The sequence below is a fragment of the Citrobacter sp. Cu231 genome, assembly GCF_030332265.1.
GTDB lineage: Bacteria > Pseudomonadota > Gammaproteobacteria > Enterobacterales > Enterobacteriaceae > Citrobacter > Citrobacter meridianamericanus.
The window spans coordinates 444837-470486 of record NZ_JAOWIE010000029.1 but is presented as its reverse complement, the minus strand read 5'-3'; the positions used below and the strand labels follow the sequence as shown (position 1 = coordinate 470486).

General features: G+C 51.2%; 24 protein-coding genes and 2 pseudogenes. 13 read left to right on the top strand and 13 right to left on the bottom strand.

The genetic code is table 11. The features are described 5' to 3' along the window. The first annotated feature begins 496 nt into the window (after positions 1 to 496). From tdcA to OGY15_RS05220, 9 genes are all read left to right on the top strand, one after another. Positions 497 to 1435, top strand: a complete 939-nt coding sequence (gene tdcA / locus OGY15_RS05260) for a transcriptional regulator TdcA (RefSeq protein WP_286538659.1) — start codon at positions 497 to 499, stop codon at positions 1433 to 1435. Between the two features lie 98 nt (positions 1436 to 1533). Next, on the top strand, positions 1534 to 2523 hold the full coding sequence (gene tdcB, locus OGY15_RS05255) for a bifunctional threonine ammonia-lyase/L-serine ammonia-lyase TdcB (RefSeq protein ID WP_187253309.1): 990 nt from the start codon (positions 1534 to 1536) through the stop codon (positions 2521 to 2523). 22 nt (positions 2524 to 2545) lie between these two features. After that, positions 2546 to 3877: a threonine/serine transporter TdcC gene (gene tdcC, locus OGY15_RS05250; protein ID WP_005131699.1), complete on the top strand. Its 1332-nt coding sequence runs from the start codon at positions 2546 to 2548 to the stop codon at positions 3875 to 3877. Positions 3878 to 3908: 31 nt separating this feature from the next. Beyond that, positions 3909 to 5117 carry a propionate kinase gene (gene tdcD, locus OGY15_RS05245; RefSeq protein WP_286538656.1) on the top strand — a complete coding sequence of 403 codons (1209 nt, stop codon included), beginning with the start codon at positions 3909 to 3911 and terminating at the stop codon, positions 5115 to 5117. Positions 5118 to 5145: 28 nt separating this feature from the next. Next, positions 5146 to 7440, top strand: a complete 2295-nt coding sequence (gene pflB / locus OGY15_RS05240; protein ID WP_286538654.1) for a formate C-acetyltransferase — start codon at positions 5146 to 5148, stop codon at positions 7438 to 7440. 13 nt (positions 7441 to 7453) lie between these two features. Then, entirely contained in the window at positions 7454 to 7849 is a 396-nt protein-coding gene (locus tag OGY15_RS05235) for an enamine/imine deaminase (protein WP_003828585.1), read from the top strand. Between the two features lie 87 nt (positions 7850 to 7936). Beyond that, complete coding sequence (tdcG, locus tag OGY15_RS05230; RefSeq protein WP_252838726.1) at positions 7937 to 9301, top strand: L-serine ammonia-lyase; 1365 nt, start codon at positions 7937 to 7939, stop codon at positions 9299 to 9301. Positions 9302 to 9583: 282 nt separating this feature from the next. Beyond that, the gene (locus OGY15_RS05225) at positions 9584 to 10915 is read left to right on the top strand and encodes an SLC5/6 family protein (RefSeq protein WP_252838727.1); all 1332 of its coding nucleotides are present in this window, start codon (positions 9584 to 9586) and stop codon (positions 10913 to 10915) included. A 24-nt stretch (positions 10916 to 10939) separates the two neighbouring features. Continuing rightward, positions 10940 to 12250, top strand: coding sequence for an L-cysteine desulfidase family protein (locus tag OGY15_RS05220; protein WP_151224391.1), 1311 nt, complete (start codon positions 10940 to 10942; stop codon positions 12248 to 12250). 54 nt (positions 12251 to 12304) lie between these two features. Here the strand turns inward: OGY15_RS05220 and OGY15_RS05215 are convergent, their stop codons facing one another. Together OGY15_RS05215 and OGY15_RS05210 are read right to left on the bottom strand one after the other, a co-directional pair. After that, positions 12305 to 12454, bottom strand: a complete 150-nt coding sequence (locus tag OGY15_RS05215) for a protein YhaL (protein ID WP_151217824.1) — start codon at positions 12452 to 12454, stop codon at positions 12305 to 12307. Between the two features lie 26 nt (positions 12455 to 12480). After that, positions 12481 to 13182 (bottom strand): pirin family protein, encoded by a 702-nt coding sequence (locus OGY15_RS05210; protein ID WP_151224390.1) that lies wholly within the window; start codon positions 13180 to 13182, stop codon positions 12481 to 12483. Positions 13183 to 13286: 104 nt separating this feature from the next. On the opposite strand from OGY15_RS05210, the gene yhaJ reads away from it, so the two are divergent. Continuing rightward, a complete protein-coding gene (gene yhaJ / locus OGY15_RS05205; RefSeq protein WP_003024855.1) occupies positions 13287 to 14183 on the top strand; it encodes a DNA-binding transcriptional regulator YhaJ in 897 nt (298 codons plus the stop codon). 37 nt (positions 14184 to 14220) lie between these two features. On the opposite strand, the gene OGY15_RS05200 is transcribed toward yhaJ, so the two are convergent. The 11 genes and pseudogenes from OGY15_RS05200 to OGY15_RS05150 all read right to left on the bottom strand — a co-directional run bounded on the left by OGY15_RS05200 (position 14221) and on the right by OGY15_RS05150 (position 21500). After that, positions 14221 to 14586, bottom strand: coding sequence for a DUF805 domain-containing protein (locus OGY15_RS05200; RefSeq protein WP_003024853.1), 366 nt, complete (start codon positions 14584 to 14586; stop codon positions 14221 to 14223). A 124-nt stretch (positions 14587 to 14710) separates the two neighbouring features. Continuing rightward, positions 14711 to 15697 carry a glutathionyl-hydroquinone reductase YqjG gene (gene yqjG / locus OGY15_RS05195; protein WP_151217822.1) on the bottom strand — a complete coding sequence of 329 codons (987 nt, stop codon included), beginning with the start codon at positions 15695 to 15697 and terminating at the stop codon, positions 14711 to 14713. A gap of 72 nt (positions 15698 to 15769) precedes the next feature. Continuing rightward, complete coding sequence (locus tag OGY15_RS05190; RefSeq protein WP_005131473.1) at positions 15770 to 16162, bottom strand: DoxX family protein; 393 nt, start codon at positions 16160 to 16162, stop codon at positions 15770 to 15772. Between the two features lie 175 nt (positions 16163 to 16337). After that, on the bottom strand, positions 16338 to 16637 hold the full coding sequence (locus OGY15_RS05185; RefSeq protein WP_151217820.1) for a YqjK-like family protein: 300 nt from the start codon (positions 16635 to 16637) through the stop codon (positions 16338 to 16340). Continuing rightward, positions 16637 to 17032, bottom strand: a complete 396-nt coding sequence (locus OGY15_RS05180; protein WP_151217819.1) for a phage holin family protein — start codon at positions 17030 to 17032, stop codon at positions 16637 to 16639. The genes OGY15_RS05185 and OGY15_RS05180 overlap by 1 nt, the downstream gene beginning before the upstream one ends. Positions 17033 to 17034: 2 nt before the next feature. After that, positions 17035 to 17340, bottom strand: coding sequence for an ElaB/YgaM/YqjD family protein (locus OGY15_RS05175; RefSeq protein ID WP_151217818.1), 306 nt, complete (start codon positions 17338 to 17340; stop codon positions 17035 to 17037). Positions 17341 to 17373: 33 nt separating this feature from the next. Next, positions 17374 to 17742, bottom strand: a complete 369-nt coding sequence (locus OGY15_RS05170; protein WP_187253301.1) for a DUF1090 domain-containing protein — start codon at positions 17740 to 17742, stop codon at positions 17374 to 17376. Between the two features lie 148 nt (positions 17743 to 17890). After that, positions 17891 to 18259, bottom strand: coding sequence for an EnvZ/OmpR regulon moderator MzrA (gene mzrA, locus OGY15_RS05165; RefSeq protein WP_187253354.1), 369 nt, complete (start codon positions 18257 to 18259; stop codon positions 17891 to 17893). Between the two features lie 18 nt (positions 18260 to 18277). Then, entirely contained in the window at positions 18278 to 18940 is a 663-nt protein-coding gene (gene yqjA / locus OGY15_RS05160) for a DedA family general envelope maintenance protein YqjA (RefSeq protein ID WP_151217816.1), read from the bottom strand. A 348-nt stretch (positions 18941 to 19288) separates the two neighbouring features. After that, the gene (gene exuR, locus OGY15_RS05155; protein WP_003024817.1) at positions 19289 to 20065 is read right to left on the bottom strand and encodes a transcriptional regulator ExuR; all 777 of its coding nucleotides are present in this window, start codon (positions 20063 to 20065) and stop codon (positions 19289 to 19291) included. A 134-nt stretch (positions 20066 to 20199) separates the two neighbouring features. Continuing rightward, positions 20200 to 21500: pseudogene (locus tag OGY15_RS05150) on the bottom strand (MFS transporter). 472 nt (positions 21501 to 21972) lie between these two features. On the opposite strand from OGY15_RS05150, the gene uxaC reads away from it, so the two are divergent. The 3 genes and pseudogenes from uxaC (at position 21973) to OGY15_RS05135 (ending at position 25648) form a co-directional block, all read left to right on the top strand. Beyond that, entirely contained in the window at positions 21973 to 23385 is a 1413-nt protein-coding gene (uxaC, locus tag OGY15_RS05145) for a glucuronate isomerase (RefSeq protein ID WP_151217814.1), read from the top strand. Positions 23386 to 23400: 15 nt separating this feature from the next. Next, a complete protein-coding gene (locus OGY15_RS05140; protein WP_151217813.1) occupies positions 23401 to 24888 on the top strand; it encodes a UxaA family hydrolase in 1488 nt (495 codons plus the stop codon). Positions 24889 to 25094: 206 nt separating this feature from the next. Then, positions 25095 to 25648 (top strand): annotated as a pseudogene (locus OGY15_RS05135) (YgjV family protein). The last annotated feature ends 2 nt before the right edge of the window (positions 25649 to 25650 follow it).

Genomic DNA, 25650 nt, shown 5'->3' with positions numbered 1-25650 from the left:
AATAAATTGCACAAAATCACTGTTAATGAGATGTTGCATATGATGTTTTATTGTGTGTTTTTAATTAATAATTAATAAACACAATGTTTCTTTGCAAACAAATAAGGCTGGAAAATGTGATGCATGGCGTTATTTTATCACCACAAACGATAAAATATAATTATATTTGATAAATTACTTATTAAATTTAAGCGCCATTTTGACCGATAAATACTCTGTAATTGATTGAAATATAGCCTTTCCTGGTTTGTATAAATAACGGATAAAATGGTGATGTTATAGCCATAAAAAATCGTTATCCCCCCATCTTTTTTTGATTAAAGTCAGAATAAAGTGAGATCGATATTTCATATCCATATGATTTATAAGTGGTTTCATTTTTTATAATAGTCTTACAAAATGTAAGTCAAGGGGATTTGTGAGTGGTCGCACATATCCTCGAATGCTTAATTTGCTACACTCCCTGCCGTCAACAAAGTAATTAGCACAGGTCGATATGAATACTATTACGCTCCCTAAAACACAGCACTTAGTGGTCTTTCAGGAAGTCATCAGAAGCGGTTCTATCGGCTCGGCTGCAAAAGAATTAGGTTTAACTCAACCGGCTGTCAGCAAAATCATAAATGATGTAGAGGCTTATTTCGGTATTGAGCTGGTCGTACGTAAAAATACAGGCGTGACATTAACTCAGGCTGGTCAGGTAATGCTCTCGTGGTCTGAATCCATTACCCGTGAAATGAAAAACATGGTTGATGAGATGAACAGCATGACGAGCAATGCAGTCGTTGATGTGTCGTTTGGCTTTCCGTCACTGATTGCGTTCACCATCATGTCCGGCATGATTAAAAAATTCAAAGAGGTGTTCCCGAAAGCGCAGGTTTCCATGTATGAAGCTCAGCTCTCCTCGTTTTTACCTGCGATTCGTGACGGGCGTCTGGACTTCGCCATCGGTACGCTAAGTGATGAGATGAAACTGCACGATCTACATGTTGAGCCGCTCTTTGAGTCAGACTTCATCCTGGTCGCCAGCAAGTCCCGAACATGCACCGGCATCACCTCGCTGAGCGCGTTGAAAAACGAACAGTGGGTGTTGCCACAAACGAATATGGGGTACTACAGCGAACTTCTAACTACGTTACAAAATAATGGCATCAGCAGTGAAAACATCGTTAATACCGACTCCGCCGTCACCATTTATAATCTTGTTCTCAATGCTGATTTCTTAACAGTAATTCCCTGTGATATGACCACACCATTTGGCTCAAACCAGTTTATTACTATCCCGGTAGAAGAGACGTTACCCGTCGCGCGTTATGCCGCCGTGTGGTCGAAAAATTATCGAATTAAAAAAGCAGCATCTATTTTGGTGGAATTAGCCAAAGAATATTCATCATATAATTGTCGAAGACGAAGGCAATTAATTGAAGTTGATTAAAGATTGAATTTTTTTTAACACAAAATAATCGCCATCTGTCTATATCTGACAATGGTCACGGCTATCTATTTACTTTAATACCCTAGTAAGAGGTTCTAATGCACATTACATACGATCTCCCAGTTGCAATTGAAGATATCCTCGAAGCGAAAAAAAGACTGGCGGGGAAAATATATAAAACGGGAATGCCTCGCTCTAACTATTTTAGTGAACGTTGCAAAGGGGAAATATTCCTCAAGTTTGAAAACATGCAGCGTACCGGTTCATTTAAAATCCGTGGCGCTTTTAACAAGCTCAGTTCATTAACAGAAGCAGAAAGAATGAAGGGCGTGGTGGCTTGCTCTGCAGGTAACCATGCGCAAGGGGTTTCTCTCTCCTGCGCTATGCTCGGTATCGATGGCAAAGTGGTGATGCCAAAAGGCGCGCCGAAGTCTAAAGTGGCGGCAACCTGCGATTATTCCGCAGAAGTGGTACTGCATGGCGACAACTTCAACGACACCATCGCGAAGGTTAGCGAGATTGTGGAAACGGAAGGCCGTATTTTTATTCCACCCTATGATGACCCGAAAGTGATTGCCGGTCAGGGCACTATTGGTCTGGAAATTCTGGAAGATTTGTACGATGTCGATAACGTAATTGTGCCAATTGGCGGCGGCGGACTGATTGCGGGTATTGCAGTGGCAATTAAGTCAATTAACCCGACCATTAAAATTATAGGTGTACAGGCTGAAAACGTTCACGGCATGGCGGCTTCCTTCCACGCTGGAGAAATAACCACGCACCGAACGACCGGCACCCTGGCGGATGGTTGTGATGTTTCCCGCCCGGGTACTTTAACGTATGAAATAGTTCGTGAGTTGGTGGATGACATTGTCCTGGTCAGCGAAGATGAAATTCGCAACAGCATGGTGGCATTAATTCAGCGAAATAAAGTTGTGACTGAAGGTGCCGGCGCGCTGGCATGCGCAGCATTATTAAGCGGGAAATTAGATAGCTATATCCAGAACAGAAAAACAGTCAGCATTATTTCTGGCGGTAATATCGACCTTTCTCGTGTATCTCAAATTACTGGTTTAGTTGACGCTTAATATACTTCGTTGAGGATAGGATATGAGTACTACTGATAGCATTGTATCCAGCCAGACAAAACAGTCGTCCTGGCGCAAATCGGACACCACCTGGACACTGGGTTTATTTGGTACAGCCATCGGCGCCGGGGTGCTGTTCTTCCCAATCCGCGCAGGTTTTGGCGGACTGATCCCCATTTTGATCATGCTGGTGCTGGCATACCCCATCGCCTTCTATTGCCACCGTGCGCTGGCGCGCCTGTGTCTTTCCGGTTCTAACCCTTCCGGCAACATCACAGAAACGGTTGAAGAGCACTTTGGTAAAACGGGCGGGGTGGTTATCACGTTCCTCTACTTCTTTGCGATTTGTCCGCTGCTGTGGATTTATGGCGTCACCATTACCAACACCTTTATGACCTTCTGGGAAAACCAGTTGCAGATGCCAGCGTTAAACCGTGGCTTTGTAGCTCTGTTCCTGCTGTTGTTGATGGCATTCGTCATCTGGTTTGGTAAGGATCTGATGGTTAAAGTGATGAGCTACCTGGTATGGCCGTTTATCGCCAGCCTGGTGCTTATCTCTCTGTCACTGATTCCTTACTGGAACTCTGCGGTTATCGATCAGGTTGACCTCAGCAATATCGCACTGACCGGGCACGACGGCATTCTGGTTACCGTGTGGCTGGGTATTTCCATCATGGTGTTCTCTTTCAACTTCTCACCTATCGTTTCTTCCTTCGTGGTGTCTAAACGTGAAGAGTATGAGAAAGATTTCGGTCGTGAATTCACCGAGCAGAAATGTTCCAAAATCATCTCCCGCGCCAGTATGCTGATGGTTGCCGTAGTTATGTTCTTCGCCTTTAGCTGCCTGTTTACGCTGTCTCCGGCGAATATGGCGGATGCGAAAGCACAGAACATTCCGGTACTGTCTTACCTGGCGAACCACTTCGCGTCACTGTCCGGTACGAAGTCCACCTTCGCGACCGTTCTGGAGTACGGTGCTTCTATCATCGCCCTGGTTGCTATCTTCAAATCGTTCTTCGGGCACTACCTGGGTACGCTGGAAGGTCTGAATGGTCTGGTGCTGAAGTTTGGTTATAAAGGCGATAAAACGAAAGTTTCCGTCGGCAAACTGAACACCATCAGCATGATCTTCATCATGGGCTCCACCTGGGTTGTGGCTTACGCCAACCCGAACATCCTGGACCTGATTGAAGCAATGGGCGCGCCGATTATCGCCTCACTGCTCTGCCTGCTGCCGATGTATGCCATCCGTAAAGCGCCGTCACTGGCGAAATACCGTGGCCGTCTGGATAACGTGTTTGTTACCGCGATTGGTCTGCTGACCATCCTGAACATTGTCTACAAACTGTTTTAATCCATAAGCTCAGGATGAGCGGAGTAGTGAAATGAATGAGTTTCCGGTAGTACTGGTTATTAACTGTGGTTCATCCTCCATTAAATTCTCAGTGCTGGATGCAGCAAACTGTGAAGTTTTACTGGCGGGAATTGCAGACGGTATTAACTCTGAAAATGCGTTCATAGCAATTAATGGAGGAGAGCCAGCTAAGCTGGCTCACCACAGCTACGAAGACGCATTAAAAGCCATTGCTGTTGAACTTGAGAAACGTAATTTAATGGACAGCGTGGCCTTAATTGGCCACCGCATTGCCCACGGCGGAAATATCTTTACCGAATCAGCCATTATTACTGATGAAGTTATAGAAAATATCCGCCGGGTATCGCCTTTAGCTCCTTTACATAATTATGCGAACCTGAGCGGGATTGAATCTGCTCAGCATCTTTTCCCTGGCCGGCAGCAGGTTGCGGTATTTGATACCAGCTTCCACCAGACGATGGCTCCTGAGGCCTATTTGTACGGTTTACCGTGGAAATATTTCGAAGAGTTGGGCGTTCGTCGTTACGGCTTCCACGGCACGTCGCATCGCTATATTTCTCAGCAAGCGCATGACCTTCTCGACCTGCAGAGTGATGACTCGGGGCTGGTTGTGGCTCACTTGGGGAACGGTGCGTCAATCTGTGCGGTGCGTAATGGGCAGAGCGTTGATACCTCAATGGGCATGACGCCGCTGGAAGGGCTGATGATGGGGACACGCAGCGGCGACGTCGATTTCGGCGCGATGGCGTGGATTGCAAGCGAAACCAACCAGACGCTGAGCGACCTTGAGCGCGTAGTGAATAAAGAGTCCGGTTTACTGGGTATTTCTGGTTTGTCTTCTGACTTACGTACGTTAGAAAAAGCCTGGCACGAGGGACATGAGCGTGCGCAATTGGCAATTAAAACGTTTGTGCATCGTATCGCACGTCATATCGCCGGACATGCCGCATCGCTGCATCGTCTTGATGGGATTATTTTTACCGGTGGAATAGGTGAAAACTCGGTATTAATTCGTCGCTTGGTTATTGAACACCTTGCTGTTTTAGGTGTGAATATCGACAGCGAAATGAATAGTTTGCCAAATTCACATGGCGAAAGAATTATCTCAAATAAAGATGCTCGTGTTATTTGTGCGGTTATTCCCACAAATGAAGAGAAAATGATTGCACGTGATGCCATTGCGTTAGGCAAAATTAATACCTCAGTAGCATTTGCATAATTAATTTTCAGCAGAGAGATTATTTTTCATGAAGGTAAATATCGATACCAGCGATATGCTGTATGCCGAAGCCTGGAATGGCTTTAAAGGTACGGACTGGAAAGAAGAAATTAATGTCCGTGATTTTATTCAGCACAACTACACACCTTATGAAGGGGATGAATCTTTCCTCGCCGAAGCCACGCCTGCAACCACGGCATTGTGGGAAAAAGTTATGGCGGGCATCCGTATTGAAAACTCGACGCATGCGCCGGTAGATTTCGATACCAATATTGCCACCACGATTACCGCACATGATGCGGGTTATATTGAACAGGAACTGGAAAAAATCGTCGGTTTGCAAACGGATAAGCCGCTCAAGCGTGCTCTGCATCCGTTTGGCGGCATCAACATGATCAAAAGCTCTTTTGATGCTTATGGCCGTGAGATGGATGCTGATTTTGAATACCAGTTTACTGAACTGCGTAAAACCCATAATCAGGGCGTATTCGACGCCTACTCTCCGGATATGCTGCGTTGTCGTAAATCCGGCGTGCTGACAGGTCTGCCGGACGGCTATGGCCGTGGTCGTATCATCGGTGACTATCGCCGCGTGGCGCTGTACGGTATCCGCTACCTGGTGCGTGAGCGTGAACTGCAGTTTGCCGATCTTCAGTCGAATCTGGAGTGGGGGCAGAATCTTGAAGCCACGATTCGTCTGCGTGAAGAACTGTCTGAACACCGTCGCGCCCTGCTGCAAATGCAGGAAATGGCGGCAAAGTATGGCTGCGATATCTCCCGCCCGGCGCGGAATGCGCAGGAAGCGGTGCAGTGGGTGTACTTCGCTTATCTGGCTGCAGTGAAATCTCAGAACGGCGGCGCGATGTCGCTGGGTCGTACCGCATCGTTCCTCGACATCTACATTGAGCGCGATTTCAAAGCGGGAATTTTAAACGAGCAGCAGGCGCAGGAGCTGATCGACCACTTCATTATGAAGATCCGTATGGTGCGCTTCCTGCGTACGCCGGAATTCGACACCCTGTTCTCAGGCGACCCTATCTGGGCGACCGAAGTTATCGGCGGTATGGGGCTGGATGGCCGCACGCTGGTGACGAAAAACTCGTTCCGCTATCTGCATACGCTGCACACCATGGGCCCGGCACCTGAGCCGAACCTGACGGTGTTGTGGTCCGAAGCGCTGCCGATCGCCTTCAAAAAATACGCCGCCCAGGTGTCTATCATCACCTCGTCTTTACAGTACGAAAACGACGATTTGATGCGTGCCGACTTTGACAGCGATGACTATGCCATTGCCTGCTGCGTCAGCCCGATGGTTATCGGCAAGCAAATGCAGTTCTTCGGGGCGCGTGCCAACCTCGCCAAAACGTTGCTGTACGCAATCAACGGCGGTGTGGATGAGAAACTGAAAATCCAGGTCGGGCCGAAAACGGCACCGCTGATGGATGACGTGCTGGACTACGACACGGTGATGGAGAGTCTGGACCACTTTATGGACTGGCTGGCCGTGCAGTACATCAGTGCGCTGAACATCATCCACTACATGCACGACAAGTACAGCTACGAAGCATCGCTGATGGCGCTGCACGATCGTGATGTCTATCGCACGATGGCCTGCGGTATGGCGGGCCTGTCTGTGGCGGCGGATTCTCTGTCGGCTATCAAATACGCCCGCGTGAAACCGATTCGCGATGAGAACGGTCTGGCAATTGATTTCGAAATCGAAGGCGACTATCCGCAATACGGTAACAACGACGAGCGCGTGGACAGCATTGCCTGCGACCTGGTCGAGCGCTTTATGAAGAAAATTAAGGTGTTGCCAACCTACCGTAACGCGGTGCCGACGCAGTCCATTCTGACCATCACCTCCAACGTGGTGTACGGCCAGAAAACCGGTAACACGCCGGACGGACGTCGCGCAGGTACGCCGTTTGCGCCAGGGGCGAACCCGATGCATGGCCGCGATCGTAAAGGTGCGGTTGCGTCGTTAACGTCTGTTGCCAAACTGCCGTTTACCTATGCCAAAGACGGTATCTCGTACACCTTCTCGATTGTGCCGGCCGCGCTGGGCAAAGAGGACGGGGTGCGTAAAACCAACCTGGTCGGTCTGCTGGACGGTTACTTCCACCATGAAGCGCATGTGGAAGGCGGACAGCATCTGAACGTGAACGTCATGAACCGTGAAATGTTGATGGATGCCATCGAGCACCCGGAAAACTATCCAAACCTGACGATCCGCGTGTCTGGCTATGCGGTACGCTTCAACGCGCTGACCCGTGAACAGCAGCAGGATGTTATTTCGCGTACTTTCACCCAGGCGCTTTGACGCCGGAGGGACTATGAGAAAAGTTATTGCAACCGAATGTGCGCCAGGGGCCATCGGGCCTTACGTACAGGGTGTGGATCTGGGCAGCATGGTGTTGACGTCAGGTCAAATTCCGGTGTGTCCCCAGACCGGTGAAGTGGCAGAAAACGTGGCCGATCAGGCCCGTCAAAGCCTGGAAAACGTGAAAGCGATCGTCGAGTCTGCAGGGTTGAAAGTGAGCGATATCGTGAAGACGACCGTTTTCGTTTCCGACCTGAATGACTTCGCCACCATTAACCAGGTGTACCAGCAGTTCTTTGATGAGCACAAGGCTATCTATCCCACGCGCAGCTGCGTGCAGGTCGCTCGCTTACCGAAGGATGTGAAGCTGGAGATTGAAGCTATCGCTGTACGTGGCGACACGCTGTAATCCCTTGCGGGGCGATCTCAGGATCGCCCCGATCCTTAATGAGTGTGAAACCTGGTCTTCACTGAACGGCAATCCGAGGGTGTGGATATGATTAGCGCATTCGATATTTTCAAGATTGGCATTGGACCTTCCAGCTCCCATACCGTGGGGCCAATGAATGCAGGTAAAAGTTTTATCGATCTGTTGGTCAGCAGCGGGGAACTCCCCAAGGCTACGCATATTGTGGTCGATCTTTACGGATCACTCTCTCTGACCGGAAAAGGTCATGCGACAGATATCGCCATCATGATGGGGCTGGCCGGTAACAGTCCGCAAAATGTGAATATAGATTCAATCGCTGGTTTTACTCAGGAAGTGGCCCGTACCGGACGGTTACCGGTGGCAGAAGGCGCGCATGTTGTCGATTTCTCTCCAGATGAAAATATTCTCTTTCATGCCGAAACGCTGCCGCGCCATGAAAATGGTATGCGTCTCACCGCGTGGAACGGCACCGAGACGTTGTTAAGGAAAACCTATTACTCCGTCGGCGGTGGTTTTATCGTTGAAGAGGAGCAATTTGGTCAGGCGCATGATGTTGAAGCACATGTGCCCTACAATTTTCATTCCGCCAGCGAACTGCTGAAACTGTGTGAGCGCAACGGGCTGTCTGTTTCCGGCCTGATGATGCAAAACGAACTGGCGATGCGCAGCAAAGAAGAAATCGATGCTGGCTTTGCTGCCATTTGGGACGTCATGCATACGGGGATTGAGCGCGGCATGAATACCGAAGGCGTTCTGCCGGGCCCGCTTAATGTACCGCGCCGCGCCGTGGCATTACGTCGGTTGCTGGTTTCCAGCGACAACCTGTCCAGCGACCCGATGAACGTCATTGACTGGATCAACATGTTCGCGCTGGCCGTGAGCGAAGAAAACGCCGCCGGGTGCCGGGTTGTGACGGCGCCGACCAACGGTGCATGTGGAATTATTCCCGCCGTATTGGCCTATTACGACAAATTCCGCCGTCCGGTAAATGCAAATTCCATTGCCCGCTACTTGCTGGCCGCGGGGGCGATAGGTGCGCTGTATAAGATGAACGCCTCGATTTCGGGTGCAGAAGTCGGTTGCCAGGGTGAGATTGGTGTTGCTTGTTCAATGGCGGCTGCCGGGCTGACAGAGTTGCTTGGCGGTAGCCCGTCCCAGGTGTGTATTGCGGCGGAAATTGCTATGGAGCATAACCTGGGGCTGACCTGCGATCCGGTGGCTGGGCAGGTGCAGATCCCATGCATTGAACGTAATGCGATCAATGCGGTTAAAGCCGTCAACGCCGCGCGTATGGCGCTACGTCGGACATCAGAACCACGCGTTTCGCTCGATAAAGTGATCGAGACGATGTATGAAACGGGCAAAGATATGAATGACAAATACCGTGAAACTTCACGCGGTGGGCTGGCGATCAAGGTGGTTTGCAGTTAACTGAATTTGTGTTTATTTCTCCTTTGGGCGCACTTGAGTGCGCCCTTTTTTTGTTGTGATCCGCCTCAAAAAGAGAAAATAGTTCCATTTTATAAATATAAATAAGAAAAATTTTATTAAACATTGTGAAATAAAGGGGTATGTTTGTGAAGTTTTTCTCTGACCCTCGGCGTATGATTTCTCCATTCTAACGAACTCGCCTGCACGACTCGTTCCGCGTATCGCATTGATGCAGAACGGAAAAATAATAAAACCTTACCCTACATTTTGAGCGAGATTTTTATGGAAACGGCAACGAATAACAGCGTAATACTCGACGCATCTGCCCCGGCGCGTCGGGCGGGAATGACCGAAAGCGAATGGCGTGAAGCCATTAAATTCGACAGCACGGACACTGGCTGGGTCATTATGAGTATCGGTATGGCGATTGGCGCAGGGATTGTTTTTCTTCCTGTCCAGGTCGGGCTGATGGGGCTGTGGGTGTTTTTGCTCTCCTCTGTTATTGGCTATCCAGCCATGTATCTGTTCCAGCGGTTGTTTATCAATACGCTGGCTGAGTCCCCGGAATGTAAAGACTACCCGAGTGTGATCAGCGGCTACCTGGGTAAAAACTGGGGCATTCTGTTAGGTGCGTTGTATTTTGTGATGCTGGTTATCTGGATGTTTGTTTATTCCACCGCGATCACCAACGATAGCGCCTCTTACCTGCACACTTTTGGCGTTACTGAAGGTTTACTGTCCGATAGCCCGTTCTATGGTCTGGTGTTGATTTGCATTCTGGTGGCTCTCTCGTCACGTGGTGAACAAATGCTGTTTAAAATCTCTACCGGCATGGTGCTGACCAAGCTGCTGGTAGTGGCAGCGCTTGGCGTGTCAATGGTAGGGATGTGGCATCTGCATAACGCAGGTTCACTGCCGCCGATGGCGCTACTGATCAAAAACGCGATCATCACGCTGCCGTTTACGCTGACCTCGATTCTGTTTATTCAGACCTTAAGCCCGATGGTTATCTCGTATCGTTCGCGCAATAAATCCATTGAAGTGGCGCGCCATAAAGCCCTGCGTGCCATGAATATCGCGTTCGGCATTCTGTTCGTGACCGTCTTTTTCTACGCCGTTTCCTTCACGTTGGCGATGGGCCATGACGAAGCGGTTAAAGCTTATGAGCAGAATATTTCCGCTCTGGCGATTGCCGCGCAGTTTATCAGCGGTGCGGGTGCTGGTTGGGTGAAAATCGTCAGCGTTGTTCTGAACATCTTTGCCGTTATGACCGCTTTCTTCGGCGTCTACTTAGGTTTCCGTGAAGCGACTCAGGGGATCGTAATGAACGTGCTGCGCCGCAAAATGCCAGCCGAGAAAATCAACGAAACCCTGGTTCAGCGCGGCATTATGGTTTTCGCCATCCTGCTGGCCTGGAGCGCAATTGTGCTCAATGCGCCGGTGCTGAGCTTCACCTCTATTTGTAGTCCTATCTTCGGCATGGTGGGTTGTCTGATCCCGGCCTGGCTGGTCTACAAAGTTCCTTCACTGCACAAATACAAAGGCGCTTCCCTGTATCTGATTATTATCACGGGCCTGCTGCTGTGCGTTTCTCCGTTCCTGGCATTTTCCTGAGTTATCTGAGCAAAGGTTGTTGTTATGTTTGAGACTACATTGAATCCATTATGGGATAGTTTTATCCGCGCGGTACAGGAGGAGGTTAAGCCTGCGCTGGGTTGTACGGAACCTATCTCTCTGGCGCTGGCGGCAGCGGTCGCATCCTCTGAGCTGGACGGTGCGGTTGAACGTATTGATGCGTGGGTCTCACCGAACCTGATGAAAAATGGCATGGGCGTTACCGTGCCGGGTACCGGAATGGTCGGGTTACCTGTCGCGGCGGCGCTGGGTGCGCTGGGGGGAAATGCCCGTGCCGGTTTAGAGGTACTGAAAGATGCGTCGCCACAAGCGATCGCTGATGCGAAAGCGATGTTGAGCGATGGCAAGGTTGCGGTGATGCTGCAGGAGCCTTGCGAGGATATCCTCTTTTCCCGCGCGAAGGTTTACAGCGCTGAAGGATGGGCGTGCGTGACGATTGTTGGTGGGCATACCAACATTGTGCATATCGAGACCAATAAAGGCGTGGTGTTCACCACAGAACAGAACGCGCAGGAAGAGGAGCAGGAGTCACCGCTGGCGGTACTTTCTCACACCTCGCTGGAAGAGATTCTGGCGTTCGTAAATGCGGTACCGTTTGAGTCAATCCGCTTTATTCTTGATGCGGCAAAACTGAATGGTGCGCTGTCTCAGGAAGGGCTGCGCGGTAACTGGGGCTTGCACATCGGAACCACGCTTGAGAAGCAGTGCGCGCGTGGCCTGTTGGCGAACGATCTTTCTACCTCTATTCTGATCCGCACCAGTGCGGCATCGGATGCGCGAATGGGCGGGGCGACGCTGCCAGCCATGAGCAACTCCGGTTCCGGTAATCAGGGGATTACCGCCACCGTCCCGGTGATGGTGGTAGCTGAACACTTTGGCGCGGATGAGGAGAAACTGGCGCGTGCGCTGATGCTGTCTCACCTGAGCGCTATTTACATCCATCATCAGCTTCCGCGTTTGTCTGCGCTGTGCGCGGCAACCACGGCGGCGATGGGCGCTGCGGCAGGGATGGCATGGATCGTGGATGGCCGCTACAACACCATCGCGATGGCGATCAGCAGCATGATTGGTGACGTGAGCGGCATGATTTGCGATGGCGCTTCAAACAGCTGCGCGATGAAAGTTTCAACCAGCGCATCTGCGGCGTGGAAAGCGGTGCTGATGGCGTTGGATGATACTGCAGTAACCGGCAACGAGGGGATTGTGGCGCATAACGTCGAGCAATCTATCACTAACTTGTGTGCGCTGGCATGTCGTTCGATGCAGGAAACCGACAAACAGATCATTGAGATCATGGCCAGTAAGGCACATTAATCTCCAGGCCGGGTAACGTGGAGTCGTCATCCGGCATAAGTCAAAGCCGCCTTTTCAGGCGGCTTCTTCGTCTTCCAGCCGTAGCTCAGCATCGGCCACAATTGCTTCCAGCTCTGTCAGCATTTCTTCATAGCCGAAGGGAACTGTTTCTCGTTTTTCCGGCGCAACCTGCGGCTGGCGTTTTTTTGATGTTTTCTTACTCAACAGTCGTACTCCGTTGTTTTCTCTGACTATACGGGCAAATCTATCAGCAAAGCGCGCAGCGAGGTATCGGCGACTAACGTTATGTTAGTTTCGTCACGAATAAATGCGCCATCGCCGCAGGTAAGTGCTTCCTTTTCTGCGCCAGCGGTCACCGCATGGAATCTGCCGTGGATCGACTGTAAGTAAGCCCGTGGCCCATGTAACTGAAAACTCAGCGATTCACCTTGTTGCAGTTCAACGTGGTGTACCCATACCTGTTGGCGCAGGTGCAGGCTGCCTTGTTCACCGTCCGGCGAGGCCAGCAATTGATGCTTACCGGCACTCAGCGTGGCTTTCTGTACGCAGGCATTTTCGCGCTGCGGGCAGGCGTCCAGCCACAGCTGCATTCGGGTTAACGATTTATCCTTGCTGATATTGTGTTCGCTATAGCTGATCCCCGGCTGTGTCGCGAGAAGTAAAACCTCTCCCGCTTTGGCCTGGATATGGTTGCCTTCGCTATCGCGATACTCCGCTTCCCCTTCGAGAATCAGATTGACGATATCCACCTTCGGATAGGTACGTGGCTGGAAAGAGGCCCCCGGTGCCAGAACTTCCTGGTTCAGAACACGCAGCGAGGCATAACCCAGCAGTTTAGGATCAAAATAGTGTCCAAAGGAGAAGGTATAACGAGCCTGCAGCCAGCCGTAGTCTGCTTGCCCGCATTGTTTGGCTGTACGGGTAGTAATCATAGTTATTGACCTCTCTTTACTTCCTTTTATGTTAAATGGCTAGACGCTGCATTGTTAGCCAGATATTCTGCCCGGTATGTTCAAATTTCCTGAATGAGAACGAGATGGCCAAAGAAAGGGCTTTAACGCTTGAAGCGTTACGCGTCATGGACGCAATAGACAGGCGCGGCAGCTTTGCCGCAGCGGCAGACGAACTAGGGCGCGTGCCTTCCGCGCTCAGCTATACCATGCAGAAACTGGAGGAAGAGCTGGACGTGGTGCTGTTTGACCGTTCAGGCCATCGCACAAAGTTCACTAACGTCGGGCGTATGCTGCTGGAGCGTGGACGCGTACTGCTGGAAGCCGCGGATAAACTGACCACCGATGCCGAAGCACTGGCTCGCGGTTGGGAAACGCATCTGACCATCGTTACCGAAGCGCTGGTGCCGACAGCGGCGTTTTTCCCGCTGATTGACCGACTTGCCGGGAAGGCCAATACCCAGCTTTCCGTTATTACCGAAGTCTTGGCCGGAGCATGGGAGCGTTTGGAGCAGGGACGGGCGGATATCGTGATTGCGCCGGATATGCATTTTCGCTCATCCTCAGAAATCAATTCGCGCAAGCTATACTCGCTGATGAACGTCTATGTGGCGGCTCCGGATCATCCCATCCATCAGGAGCCAGAACCGTTATCGGAAGTCACCCGTGTGAAGTACCGCGGGATCGCGGTGGCGGACACCGCCCGTGAACGCCCGGTACTCACGGTCCAACTGCTGGATAAACAGCCGCGTCTGACGGTGAGTACGATAGAAGATAAACGCCAGGCGTTATTGGCCGGCCTGGGCGTGGCGACAATGCCGTATCCGCTGGTGGAAGAGGATATTGCGGCAGGTCGGCTGCGGGTAGTAAGCCCGGAATCGACAAGTGAAATTGATATTATTATGGCCTGGCGTCGGGACAGCATGGGCGAGGCGAAATCCTGGTGTCTGCGGGAAATCCCGAAACTGTTCGCGGGTAAATAAGAAATACACCCCTTCAACGGAAGGGGCGTATTTGAATTCAGGACAGCTGTTTGGGGTCAGCGCCGAAGCGGTTGCTCCCCGGAGTGCCGTTTTGACAGTTGAAAATAATGATGACCAACCAGCCGACGATCGGGATCAATAGCACCAGTAGCCACCAGGCTGAACGATCGGTGTCATGTAAACGCCGGAACTGTACCGCCCACCACGGAATAAAGACCAGAACCCCATAAATCGTTGTTAATATGCCTTCTCCTCCGGCGCGTTCCCAGCCAAGCATTCTGTCCAGAATGCCCAGCACGAACGTGAAGATGATGTTGACCAGCACAAACATCCAGTATTCTTTACGACGCGCGCGGCCACCAAACCCAAAGTAGTTCTTTAATACGTTTAAATACCAATCCATTTTTGCCTCGTTCTGCGTTCAATTACTTGTTTTTAAAGCAATCAAATTAAGAATAGCTGCGAATGGAATGCTGGTAAATGTTTGTAGTATTAATTATTTGGCCCCAAACGGAGGCCAGTGTAAATCAGGCGAAACGCTCGTCACGCCCATGAGGTTCGTCGAGGTTCTGCCACGGGCCGATTGAAATAATACCGGTCGGGTTGATTGTTTTGTGGCTACGGAAGTAGTGATGACGGATGTGGTCAAAGTTGACAGTATCTGCAATACCCGGCATCTGGTAGATATCGCGCAGAAAACCGTACAGATTCAGGTAGTCACTGATACGGTGTTTGTCGCACTTGAAGTGGGTCACATAGACCGGATCAAAGCGTACCAGCGTGGTCCACAGGCGAATATCGGCCTCAGTTAACTGGTCGCCGGTCAGGTAGCGATGCTGACCCAGGATCTGCTCCAGTCGTGCAAGCGATTGAAAGACTTTTTCCACGGCATCGTCGTAGGCTTCCTGGCTGGTGGCAAATCCGGCTTTATATACACCGTTATTGACGTTGTCATAGATCCAGCCGTTCAGCTCGTCGATTTTACTTTGCAGAGTTGGTGGATAGTAATCCCCGGCTTTCGCACCCTGCGCATCAAACGCAGTGTTAAACATGCGGATGATTTCTGCGGATTCGTTACTGACAATGGTGTGGTTCTTTTTGTCCCACAATACCGGAACGGTCACCCGACCGCTGTAGTGTGGATCGGCGTGTAAATACAGCTGATAAAGAAATTCGTGCTGATACAGGGTATCGCCAGTTGCCGCCGGGAAGTTGTCGTCAAAGGTCCAGCCGTTTTCCAGCATTAACGGATGCACAACGGAAACGGAAATAAACGGTTCCAGCCCTTTAAGTTTACGCAAAATCAGCGTGCGATGCGCCCACGGGCAGGCCAAAGAAACGTACAGATGATAGCGGTCTTTTTCGGCGGCGAAGCCACCTTCACCGGTTGGACCCGGAGCGCCATCCGCGGTGAGCCAGTTACGGAAAGCCGATGCAGAGCGTTGAAATTTCCCCCCAGTTGATTTGGTGTCATACCAGGTGTCGTGCCAGACGCCGTCAATCAGTTGTCCCATGATTTTCGTCTCCTCAGATAGCAAAAGCGAGGAGATATCTCCTCGCTTTTTGATGTGTTCAGTATAGCTCGCTTACCACTTTTTATTCAGTACACGGTCAATACTGAATGCGCCCGGACCGGTGATAGCCAGCAGCAGGAAGCCGCCTGCGATGGTCAGGTTTTTCATAAACATCAGAGAGTTCATACCTTCAGCAAAGTTGCTGTGGAAAAGGAACGCCGTTAGCAGCGTGAAGCCTGCGGTGAACAGCGCGGTAGTACGAGTCAGGAAACCGAACAGAATTGCCAGACCGCCGCCAAACTCAAGCAGAATAACCAGCGGCAGCATAAATCCTGGGACGCCCATGGCTTCCATGTACTGTTGGGTACCCGCATATCCGGTGATTTTTCCCCAACCTGCGGTAATAAACAGGATAGGCATCAGAATGCGCGCTACCAGTACACCAACATCTTCTAATTTCTTCATCATACTCTCCAGGAAACCACTCAGGCGGCTTATTGTGTTTTTTTGTGCAACGACGCCGCAGAGTGCGTCGTTGCTGTCGATGGAGAGAATCATAAACGCGGCTAATGACAATTGTTAGCAAGGAAAACTGTCAGAAATCTTCAAAAAATTTGAGGTTAGGTGGGAGACGAGAGGGTCAGCCGCGCAACTGCTGCTGTCTGATGGTCGATTTCACCAGACGCCAGATGCTCCAGACGCTAAAGCCGCGTTTAGCCCAGCGTACCAGCAGGTTAGGATTACGGATGGTGCGAACCGCCATAATACTGCTCCCGACTATCACCCATCCGCGCAGGTTCAACAGCGTTTTCCAACCGCGATCGTAGACTTCGGTTGCCTCCAGCCAGTCACGACGAGCGGCAGACAGATCCAGCCGTTGCTGCTGGATCTGTCCAAGCAGTTGCGCCTTACGTTGTAGACGTTCGACTTTACTGCTCATTATGCCTCATCCTCCAGGGCCTTCCTGTCGTTAGCGAGTTCATTACGCGTATGGCGTAGCAGCGTTGTTTTACGCGCTTTTCGCAACGTCCATAGCCCGCCGATAAACGCTAAAAGCAACAGCACAACGGTAGTGGCAATCATGGCGTTCAGGCGATATTGAGGATCGATGGCCCAGATGATAAGCACCATCAGACTCATCAGGCCAAACGCCGCGAACAGCATGGTCAGCCCAAGCATCAGCAGGATCTGGATGAGATTGGCTTTTTCCTCTTCCAGCTCAACGACGGCCAGCCGCAGCCGCGTCTCTACGATCTCAACGAGAATCGTCAGGATCCGCTGTCCAATACCCAGTACGCCTTTGCCTGGACCTTGTGCGTGTTGAGAGTCTGCCATTGTTAGCGGCGCGACAGCAGTACACCAAGGACCACACCGACTGCAGCGCCAATGCCGACGCCTGTCCATGGGTTTTCGCGCACATAGTTATCGGCTTTTGCCGCAGCCTCACGGGTCTGTTTGGCAATCACATCGCTGGTTTCGCTCAGGCGATGGCGACTCTCGCGCAGCGCGTGTTCGGCTTTGCTGCGAATTTTACTTATCTCTTCCTTCGACTTATCGCCAGAGGAGCTAAGTACTTCTTCAAGCGTATCCGCAAGAGATTTCAGCTCAGCGCGCAGGTTTTCCGTAGCATTATCTTTCGACATAGTTTTCTCCAGTTGAGTGGCTAGTTACCGTACTTAGTAATCGCGGGTCTCGAGTTCTTTCAGCTCTTTCTGAGCTTCAGCAAGCTTATGCTCGCGCTTTGCGATTTTATCCGCATCGCCTTTTTGCTTCGCCTCGGCCAAATCACGTTGACGCTCGGTTATCTCATTTTTCTGTTCTGCGATTTTTTTCTGATGGTCGGCGCGCAGTTTACTGTCAGTACAGTTGGCCCTAACTTCGCTCAGCGCTTTGTTCAGCCCATTGATGCGGCTCTGATTATTGTGCTTTTCGGCATAGCTAATCTCCCGCTGGATATCCTGTTCTTTTTCCTGACAGAGGGTGGATGCGTAACTGCCGGCACTGAGAGCGAAAAGGCTAATTGCTAAAGCGATGCGGTATTTCATTCTTGAACCTTCCATTGTGATTCGACCTTGTGGCTTATGGTCGGTGCTCCAGAATAATAAAGCGTTGAGTCATTAACCCAGTTTATTAATCATAGGCGCTAAACGATGAAATCACCAAAGTGAGTGATCTAATTCAGATTCCTGGAGATTAACCAAAGCGGTGTGGGGTATCACGTAAGCGAGATAACCACTGCACCGCCTGATTATCATCATCCTGCTGAGCAATAACGAAACCGTGCGGTAACGTTCGGTCCAGCACGACTTTTGCTGCTGCGCTCTGCGCGCTGGAATCAAAGGTGATCAGCAGCGCGTCATTTTGCGGAGTTATACTTTTAAAGCGAATGCCGTTGGCGTCCAGGTGATGCCAGATAGAGAAGCCATCAGGCATGCTGGCTCCCTGGTTTACAGCACGAATGGCAAGCGTTGACTCCTGCTGGCGGATGACCGACAAGGTCAGGAGCAGCGCGCCGATAAACAGCATAAAGGTGGTGGACCAGGCAAGTCGTCGGAGCGTTATGCGTGATTTCAGCATAATTTACCCTCGGTTCCCGTATTTCTTCTTCCAAAGAACAACCAGTGAACCTGCCAGACCAAACACCAGTAGCACAACGGGAAGCAGCATCAGGCAAGACATCAGCTGATCTTCATACTTGAGAAATACCGGTGTTTTGCCCAGCAAATAGCCAAGCGTTGTAAGAATCAGAACCCAAAGCAGTCCGCTCATCCAGTTAAAGAACTGAAAGCGCGCATTGTTCAGGCCGGACAATCCTGCGATGGTCGGTAGTAATGTTCTGACAAACGCAATGAAGCGACCGACCAGCAGCGCAGACAAGCCATGCTTATGGAACAGATGATGCGCGCGCTGATGGTAATGCGCAGGCAGATGAGATAGCCAGTTTTGTACGGTGCGGGTATTCCCCAGCCATCGCCCCTGGATATAGCTGAGCCAACAACCCAGGCTGGCCGCGGTGGTAAGTAGCAATATCGTTTGCGGGAAACCCATCGCGCCTTTGGCGATAAGTACGCCGACCAGCACCAGTAGACTGTCGCCAGGTAAAAAGGCCGCTGGCAGCAGTCCGTTTTCCAGAAACAAAATGGTAAATAGTACGAAATAGAGCAAGCCAATCATGGAAGGATTGGCCAGCGTTTCAAAATCCTGAGCCCATAAAGCATTCAGTAATTGAGTCAGTAGTTCCATTCAATATTCCTGGAGAATCGGTTGTCGTCATGCCGGTTTTCTGGAGTTTGTAACGCCGCAATTTTATTGGTGTTTTTTACATGGATCGCGGTCTGACACAAATTCACGGCCTGAACTATTCCCTGTAAAGTTGTGAAGTAAGCAAGCTCTCAAACACAAAAATTCAAATAACAACTAATTGTAACAAAGGTCAACGTTGTCCGTTATAGAAATTACGGTTGTTGAACTGTGATTTTGCTTATCGCAATGGAGGGAGGCGAGAGGATTTACACAGGCTGACACTTTATACCTAATGCTTACCAAGCATGAGAAACAGGCGCTTTGTTGCGCCTGGATCGAAAAGATTGCTTATTTAGCGCTGTTAACTGCAGTATCGAGGTGAACGACAGGATTTTCCGCAAAAAGATAACGGTCAGCGTTGAACTCAAAGTCATCGCTGGTCTCGTTGAACAACATGATTTTGGTATTCTCCAGGTGTTGCCACATGGCCAGTTTTGCCGCGTTCGGATCTTTACGGATCAGCGCTTTGAGAATTTGGTCATGATCATCGCACCAGTTATCGACGGTACGTGCGTCGATATGCTCGTGCAGTTTTTTCCAGTACGGGTTGTGGCTACGCTGGGTCCACATTTTTTCTACGATGGCGGCCAGCGCAGAGTTCTGCGTGGCTAGCGCGACCTGAATATGAAACTGCAGATCCCACTCGGAATCGCGAAAGCATTTTTCATTCCGCGCATGTTCCTGAATGTCCATCAGTTTCATGATGTCTTGCTTGGTAACCTGTGTAGCAGCAAATTCAGCGATATTGCTTTCAATCAACTGACGAGCCTGAAGCAGCTCGAAAGGACCATAATTGGCGAATTCAAGTGATTCGTCGGTGGCCTGCTGGTGACGCGCCTGATTTGAAATGACATGAATGCCGGAACCTTTGCGCACTTCTACATAGCCCTCAACTTCGAGCATGATAATCGCTTCACGAACCACGGTACGGCTGACATTTTTTTCATCGGCGATAAAGCGCTCGGCGGGGAGCTTTTCACCCACCAGATAGACGCCCTGCTCAATGCGTTCTTTCAGATCAGCGGCAAGTTGTTGGTACAAACGTCGTGGTTCAGTGATTTCCATATGCGCTCCAGGCATGATACGGCAGACTCTATTTGTTATACCACTTTTGCGATTACGGCTCCACTCGCGCTGTTAAAAAAGCCGCCAGATAACTGGCGGCTTAGCATTACATAACTTTATTAAATCTTGTCTGGTTAACTTTGCGCGGCGGGATCGCCAGTTTGCGACGCTGACTCTACCTCGCTGGCCGATTTGTTCTGCAATACCGTCCAGATGACTAGCGCGCCGAGCAGGTCGAATACCGCCAGTACGGCAAACAGCGGGCTAAAGCCGATGGTGTCAGCCAGTGCACCGACGACCAGCGCAAACAGCGTACTTGCGAGCCAGGCGGACATACCGGTCAGGCCGTTCGCAGTTGCCACTTCATTACGGCCAAACACGTCAGAAGAGAGTGTAATCAGTGCACCGGACAGCGCTGGTGAGCAAAACCACCGACGCACAGCAGGGCAATAGCAATGTATGGGCTGGTGAACAGACCAATCATCCCCGGGCCAATCATCAGTAATGCGCCCATCGTCACGACCATTTTACGCGAAACGATCAGGTTAACACCGAACCAGCGCTGGAACAGCGGCGGTAAGTAACCCCCAACGATACAGCCCAGGTCAGCAAACAGCATAGGCATCCAGGCAAACATCGCAATCTCTTTCAGGTTAAAGCCGTAAACTTTGAACATGAACAGCGGAATCCAGGCGTTGAACGTTCCCCACGCCGGTTCTGCCAGGAAACGCGGCAGCGCAATTCCCCAGAACTGGCGGTTACGCAGGATCTGACCGAGCGACATTTTCTTCGCGGTGCTGTTTTTATGCTGAGATTCCTGACCATTCAGAATGTAATCACGTTCTTCATCAGACAGTTTTTTCTGGTCGCGTGGGTGTTTGTAAAATACCAACCAGCACATGGCCCAGATGAAGCTCAGGGCTCCTGAAATAATAAATGCCATCTGCCAGCTGTGCATGACGATAGCCCAGACGACCAGCGGTGGAGCGATCATCGCGCCGATAGAAGAACCAACGTTAAAGTAACCTACGGCAATTGAACGTTCTTTTGCCGGGAACCATTCAGAACTGGCTTTCAGGCCCGCAGGGATCATCGCGGCTTCGGCAGCACCTACAGCACCTCGCGCCAGTGCCAACCCGCCCCAACTTCCAGCCAGCGCGGTCGCACCACAGAAAACGGCCCAAAGAACGGCGAACATCGCGTAACCTACTTTTGTGCCGAGCACATCGAGTACGTAACCGGCAACGGGTTGCATTACGGTGTATGCAGCAGAATAGGCTGCGATGATATAGGAATACTGTTGAGTGGAGATGTGTAACTCTTCCATCAGAGTTGGCGCAGCTGCCGCCACAGTGTTACGCGTCAGGTAACCCAGCACGGTGCCAAGCGTCACCAGTGCAATCATGTACCAACGTAACCCTTTAATTTTACGCATGTAAAACCTCATCGTTTTGTTATGTCCGCGAACGAGCGGTCATCTTCCAGTCCAGAGCGGAGGATGTTTTTTACGAGGGGGTAACCGAAAAAAAAGCCGGTACTCCCCGAACATTGCCATGTCAATATTTGTGCTAATTCGGTTTCCGTACCGGTCAATCCGATGGTGATACATCGGTAATTTGCATTCCGTCGGCTTATGTATCGCGACGGCCAAAAGATAACTTGTCATACAGCTTTAAAAGGTGAGTGCCATCACAAAAGTGTGAATCTTCGTGTGGTCATTATTTCGATTCAACAAAGCCAGTACTGGCGCGGTTTGACGTGTGATTTACCTCTTTGAGAGTAATTTTTTTGTCATCATTTGTTGATCTAGCTCACGAAAATATCTTCAGTGCATGGAAATTGGTGTGATAACTTTGTCAGCATCGCAACATAAGCAATCTGACGCACTCGCTGAGAGGAAGACGATAATGACCCCGTTTATGACTGAAGATTTCCTGCTGGATACCGAATTTGCCCGCCGTCTGTATCATGATTACGCTAAAGACCAGCCGATCTTCGATTACCACTGCCATTTACCACCGCAACAAATCGCGGAAAACTACCGTTTCAATAACCTGTATGACATCTGGCTGAAGGGCGACCACTATAAGTGGCGTGCGATGCGTACCAACGGCGTTGCTGAACGCCTTTGTACTGGCGATGCGTCCGATCGTGAAAAATTTGACGCGTGGGCCGCCACAGTTCCGCACACTATCGGTAACCCGCTGTACCACTGGACCCATCTCGAATTACGTCGCCCGTTTGGTATTACAGGTAAGTTGCTGTCTCCGGCAACGGCTGACGAAATCTGGAACCAGTGCAACGAACTGCTGGCTCAGGATAAATTCTCCGCGCGCGGCATCATGCAGCAGATGAATGTGAAAATGGTCGGTACCACCGATGACCCGATTGACTCTCTGGAGCACCATGCGGCCGTTGCTAAAGACGGAAGCTTTGATGTGAAAGTGTTGCCGAGCTGGCGTCCGGATAAAGCCTTTAACATTGAGCTGGCGACCTTTAATGACTATATGGCGAAACTCGGTGAAGTGTCAGATACCGATATCCGTCGCTTCAGCGACCTGCAGGTTGCACTGACCAAACGTCTGGATCACTTCGCGGCGCACGGCTGCAAAGTCTCTGACCATGCGCTGGACGTGGTGCTGTTTGCCGAATCTAACGAAGCGGAGCTGGACAGCATTCTGGCCCGTCGCCTGGCTGGTGAAACCCTGAGCGAGCATGAAGTGGCGCAGTTCAAAACCGCCGTTCTGGTGTTCCTCGGCGCAGAATACGCGCGTCGCGAATGGGTGCAGCAGTACCACATCGGTGCGCTGCGTAATAACAACCTGCGCCAGTTCAAGCTGCTGGGCGCGGATGTTGGCTTTGACTCCATCAATGACCGTCCGATGGCGGAAGAACTGTCCAAACTGCTGAGCAAGCAGAATGAACAAAACCTGCTGCCGAAAACCATTCTGTACTGCCTGAACCCGCGTGATAACGAAGTGCTGGGGACGATGATCGGTAACTTCCAGGGCGAAGGCATGCCGGGGAAAATGCAGTTCGGTTCCGGCTGGTGGTTCAACGACCAGAAAGACGGGATGGAACGTCAGATGACGCAGCTGGCGCAGCTCGGCCTGCTGAGCCGTTTCGTCGGCATGCTGACTGATAGCCGTAGCTTCCTGTCTTACACCCGCCATGAATACTTCCGTCGCATCCTGTGTCAGATGATTGGTCGTTGGGTTGCCGCAGGTGAAGCGCCTGCCGACATCCAGCTGCTGGGTGAAATGGTGAGAAATATTTGCTTCAACAATGCGCGTGATTACTTCGCCATTGAACTGAACTAAGGTCTGGGTGACGGTATGCAATACATCAAGATCCATGCGCTGGATAACGTCGCAGTTGCGCTTGCTGATTTGGCTGAAGGAACCGAAGTCATCGTCGACGGTCAGGCGGTAATCCTGCGTCAGGCAGTCTCTCGTGGTCATAAATTCGCTTTACGCGATATTGCGAAGGGCGAAAACGTCATCAAATACGGTTTGCCAATCGGCCACACGCTGGTGGACGTTGCGGTGGGTGAGCATATACATGCCCATAACACCCGCACCAATCTGAGCGACCTGGACACGTATCGCTACCAACCGGATTTCCAGGCCGAAGTCACGCAGCCTGCCGATCGCGATGTGCAGATTTATCGCCGCGCGAACGGTGACGTTGGGGTGCGTAACGAACTGTGGATCCTGCCAACGGTAGGCTGCGTTAACGCGATGGCGCGTCAGATGCAGAACCGCTTTTTGAAAGAGACCAACGACGCCGAAGGTATCGACGGCGTGCATCTCTTCAGCCACACCTACGGCTGTTCACAGCTGGGTGACGACCACATTAACACCCGCACCATGCTGCAAAACATGGTGCGCCATCCGAATGCGGGGGCGGTGTTGGTCGTTGGTCTGGGCTGTGAAAACAACCAGGTGGATGCCTTCCGCGAAACTTTAGGTGAGTTCGATCCTGAGCGCGTTCACTTTATGGTCTGCCAGCATCAGGAAGACGAAGTGGAAGCGGGGATTGAACATCTCCATCAGTTATACAACGCGATGCGTAATGATAAGCGTGAGCCGGGTAAACTGGGCGAGCTGAAGTTTGGTCTGGAATGCGGCGGCTCTGACGGCTTGTCCGGTATTACCGCCAACCCGATGCTGGGGCGTTTCTCTGACTACGTGATTGCGAACGGCGGCACCACGGTGCTGACCGAAGTGCCGGAAATGTTCGGCGCCGAGCAGTTGTTGATGGACCACTGTCGTGACGAAGAAACTTTTGGCAAGCTGGTTACGATGGTCAATGACTTCAAGCAGTACTTCATTGCCCATGACCAGCCGATCTACGAGAACCCATCGCCGGGTAACAAAGCGGGCGGTATTACCACCCTGGAAGATAAATCGCTCGGCTGCACCCAGAAAGCGGGGTCCAGCAAAGTGGTTGACGTTCTGCGCTACGGCGAACGCCTGAAGACGCACGGCCTGAACCTGCTGAGCGCGCCGGGTAACGACGCGGTCGCCACCAGCGCGCTGGCGGGCGCGGGCTGCCACATGGTGCTATTTAGTACCGGACGTGGAACACCGTACGGTGGTTTTGTGCCGACAGTGAAAATCGCCACCAATAGCGAGCTGGCGGCGAAGAAAAAACACTGGATCGATTTTGACGCCGGACAGCTGATCCACGGTAAAGCGATGCCGCAACTGCTGAGTGAGTTTGTTGATACCATCGTTGAGTTCGCCAACGGCAAGCAGACCTGCAATGAGCGCAACGATTTCCGGGAACTGGCAATATTTAAGAGCGGCGTAACGTTGTAATTACCCTTCATCTTTCGCGCGGCAGCTGCGTTGACTGCGTTCATTCACCCCGGTCACTTACTTCAGTAAGCTCCCGGGGATGAGCGAACTTGCCGCCTTGCTGTGGCACGAAATCGATTGGGTAATCGAAATGGAGTGGATTTAAAAAACGGCGTTTCATCATTTGGAACGCCGTTTGTTTTTGCATTACCTGATAAGGATCATTCATGACCGCGTATTGGCTGGCCCAGGGCGTAGGTGTCATCGCCTTTCTGATCGGCATTACCACCTTTTTCAATCGTGATGAGCGCCGGTTCCGGCTGCAACTGGCCGTTTACAGCGCCACCATTGGCGTGCATTTTTTTTGATGGGCGCCTGGCCTGCGGGAATGAGCGCCGAGCTCAACACCATCCGCACGCTCGTCTCAATGCATACCCGCAAACTGTGGGTAATGGCCGTTTTTATTCTTCTCACCCTGGTTCTCGGGCTGGCAAAGTTACAGCATGCAATGGAGCTGTTGCCGATAATCGGCACGCTGGCCAGCACCTGGGCGCTGTTTCGCTGCCAGGGGTTAACCGTGCGCTGCGTGATGTGGTGCGCAACCGCCTGCTGGGTTATTCATAATTTCTGGTTGGGATCGATTGGCGGGACGATGATCGAAGGCAGCTTTCTGGTGATGAATGGCCTGAACATTATTCGCTTCCGGCGGATGCAAAAACGCGGCATTGATCCGTTCAAAATTGAAAAAAGCGTACAAGAAAAGAGCCCCTCCGCCCGATAACG

Excerpts from the sequence above, each read along its gene's own strand:
- exuR (WP_003024817.1), bottom strand. The coding sequence starts at position 20,065 with ATGGAAATCACTGAACCACGACGTTTGTACCAACAACTTGCCGCTGAT.
- OGY15_RS05200 (WP_003024853.1), bottom strand. The coding sequence starts at position 14,586 with ATGGATTGGTATTTAAACGTATTAAAGAACTACTTTGGGTTTGGTGGC.
- tdcB (WP_187253309.1), top strand. The coding sequence starts at position 1,534 with ATGCACATTACATACGATCTCCCAGTTGCAATTGAAGATATCCTCGAA.
- OGY15_RS05175 (WP_151217818.1), bottom strand. The coding sequence starts at position 17,340 with ATGTCGAAAGATAATGCTACGGAAAACCTGCGCGCTGAGCTGAAATCT.
- OGY15_RS05210 (WP_151224390.1), bottom strand. The coding sequence starts at position 13,182 with ATGATTACTACCCGTACAGCCAAACAATGCGGGCAAGCAGACTACGGC.
- OGY15_RS05185 (WP_151217820.1), bottom strand. The coding sequence starts at position 16,637 with ATGAGCAGTAAAGTCGAACGTCTACAACGTAAGGCGCAACTGCTTGGA.
- OGY15_RS05220 (WP_151224391.1), top strand. The coding sequence starts at position 10,940 with ATGTTTGAGACTACATTGAATCCATTATGGGATAGTTTTATCCGCGCG.
- yhaJ (WP_003024855.1), top strand. The coding sequence starts at position 13,287 with ATGGCCAAAGAAAGGGCTTTAACGCTTGAAGCGTTACGCGTCATGGAC.
- yqjA (WP_151217816.1), bottom strand. The coding sequence starts at position 18,940 with ATGGAACTACTGACTCAATTACTGAATGCTTTATGGGCTCAGGATTTT.
- tdcA (WP_286538659.1), top strand. The coding sequence starts at position 497 with ATGAATACTATTACGCTCCCTAAAACACAGCACTTAGTGGTCTTTCAG.
- OGY15_RS05225 (WP_252838727.1), top strand. The coding sequence starts at position 9,584 with ATGGAAACGGCAACGAATAACAGCGTAATACTCGACGCATCTGCCCCG.
- tdcD (WP_286538656.1), top strand. The coding sequence starts at position 3,909 with ATGAATGAGTTTCCGGTAGTACTGGTTATTAACTGTGGTTCATCCTCC.
- OGY15_RS05190 (WP_005131473.1), bottom strand. The coding sequence starts at position 16,162 with ATGAAGAAATTAGAAGATGTTGGTGTACTGGTAGCGCGCATTCTGATG.
- yqjG (WP_151217822.1), bottom strand. The coding sequence starts at position 15,697 with ATGGGACAACTGATTGACGGCGTCTGGCACGACACCTGGTATGACACC.
- OGY15_RS05235 (WP_003828585.1), top strand. The coding sequence starts at position 7,454 with ATGAGAAAAGTTATTGCAACCGAATGTGCGCCAGGGGCCATCGGGCCT.
- OGY15_RS05180 (WP_151217819.1), bottom strand. The coding sequence starts at position 17,032 with ATGGCAGACTCTCAACACGCACAAGGTCCAGGCAAAGGCGTACTGGGT.
- OGY15_RS05170 (WP_187253301.1), bottom strand. The coding sequence starts at position 17,742 with ATGAAATACCGCATCGCTTTAGCAATTAGCCTTTTCGCTCTCAGTGCC.
- OGY15_RS05140 (WP_151217813.1), top strand. The coding sequence starts at position 23,401 with ATGCAATACATCAAGATCCATGCGCTGGATAACGTCGCAGTTGCGCTT.
- tdcG (WP_252838726.1), top strand. The coding sequence starts at position 7,937 with ATGATTAGCGCATTCGATATTTTCAAGATTGGCATTGGACCTTCCAGC.
- uxaC (WP_151217814.1), top strand. The coding sequence starts at position 21,973 with ATGACCCCGTTTATGACTGAAGATTTCCTGCTGGATACCGAATTTGCC.
- tdcC (WP_005131699.1), top strand. The coding sequence starts at position 2,546 with ATGAGTACTACTGATAGCATTGTATCCAGCCAGACAAAACAGTCGTCC.
- pflB (WP_286538654.1), top strand. The coding sequence starts at position 5,146 with ATGAAGGTAAATATCGATACCAGCGATATGCTGTATGCCGAAGCCTGG.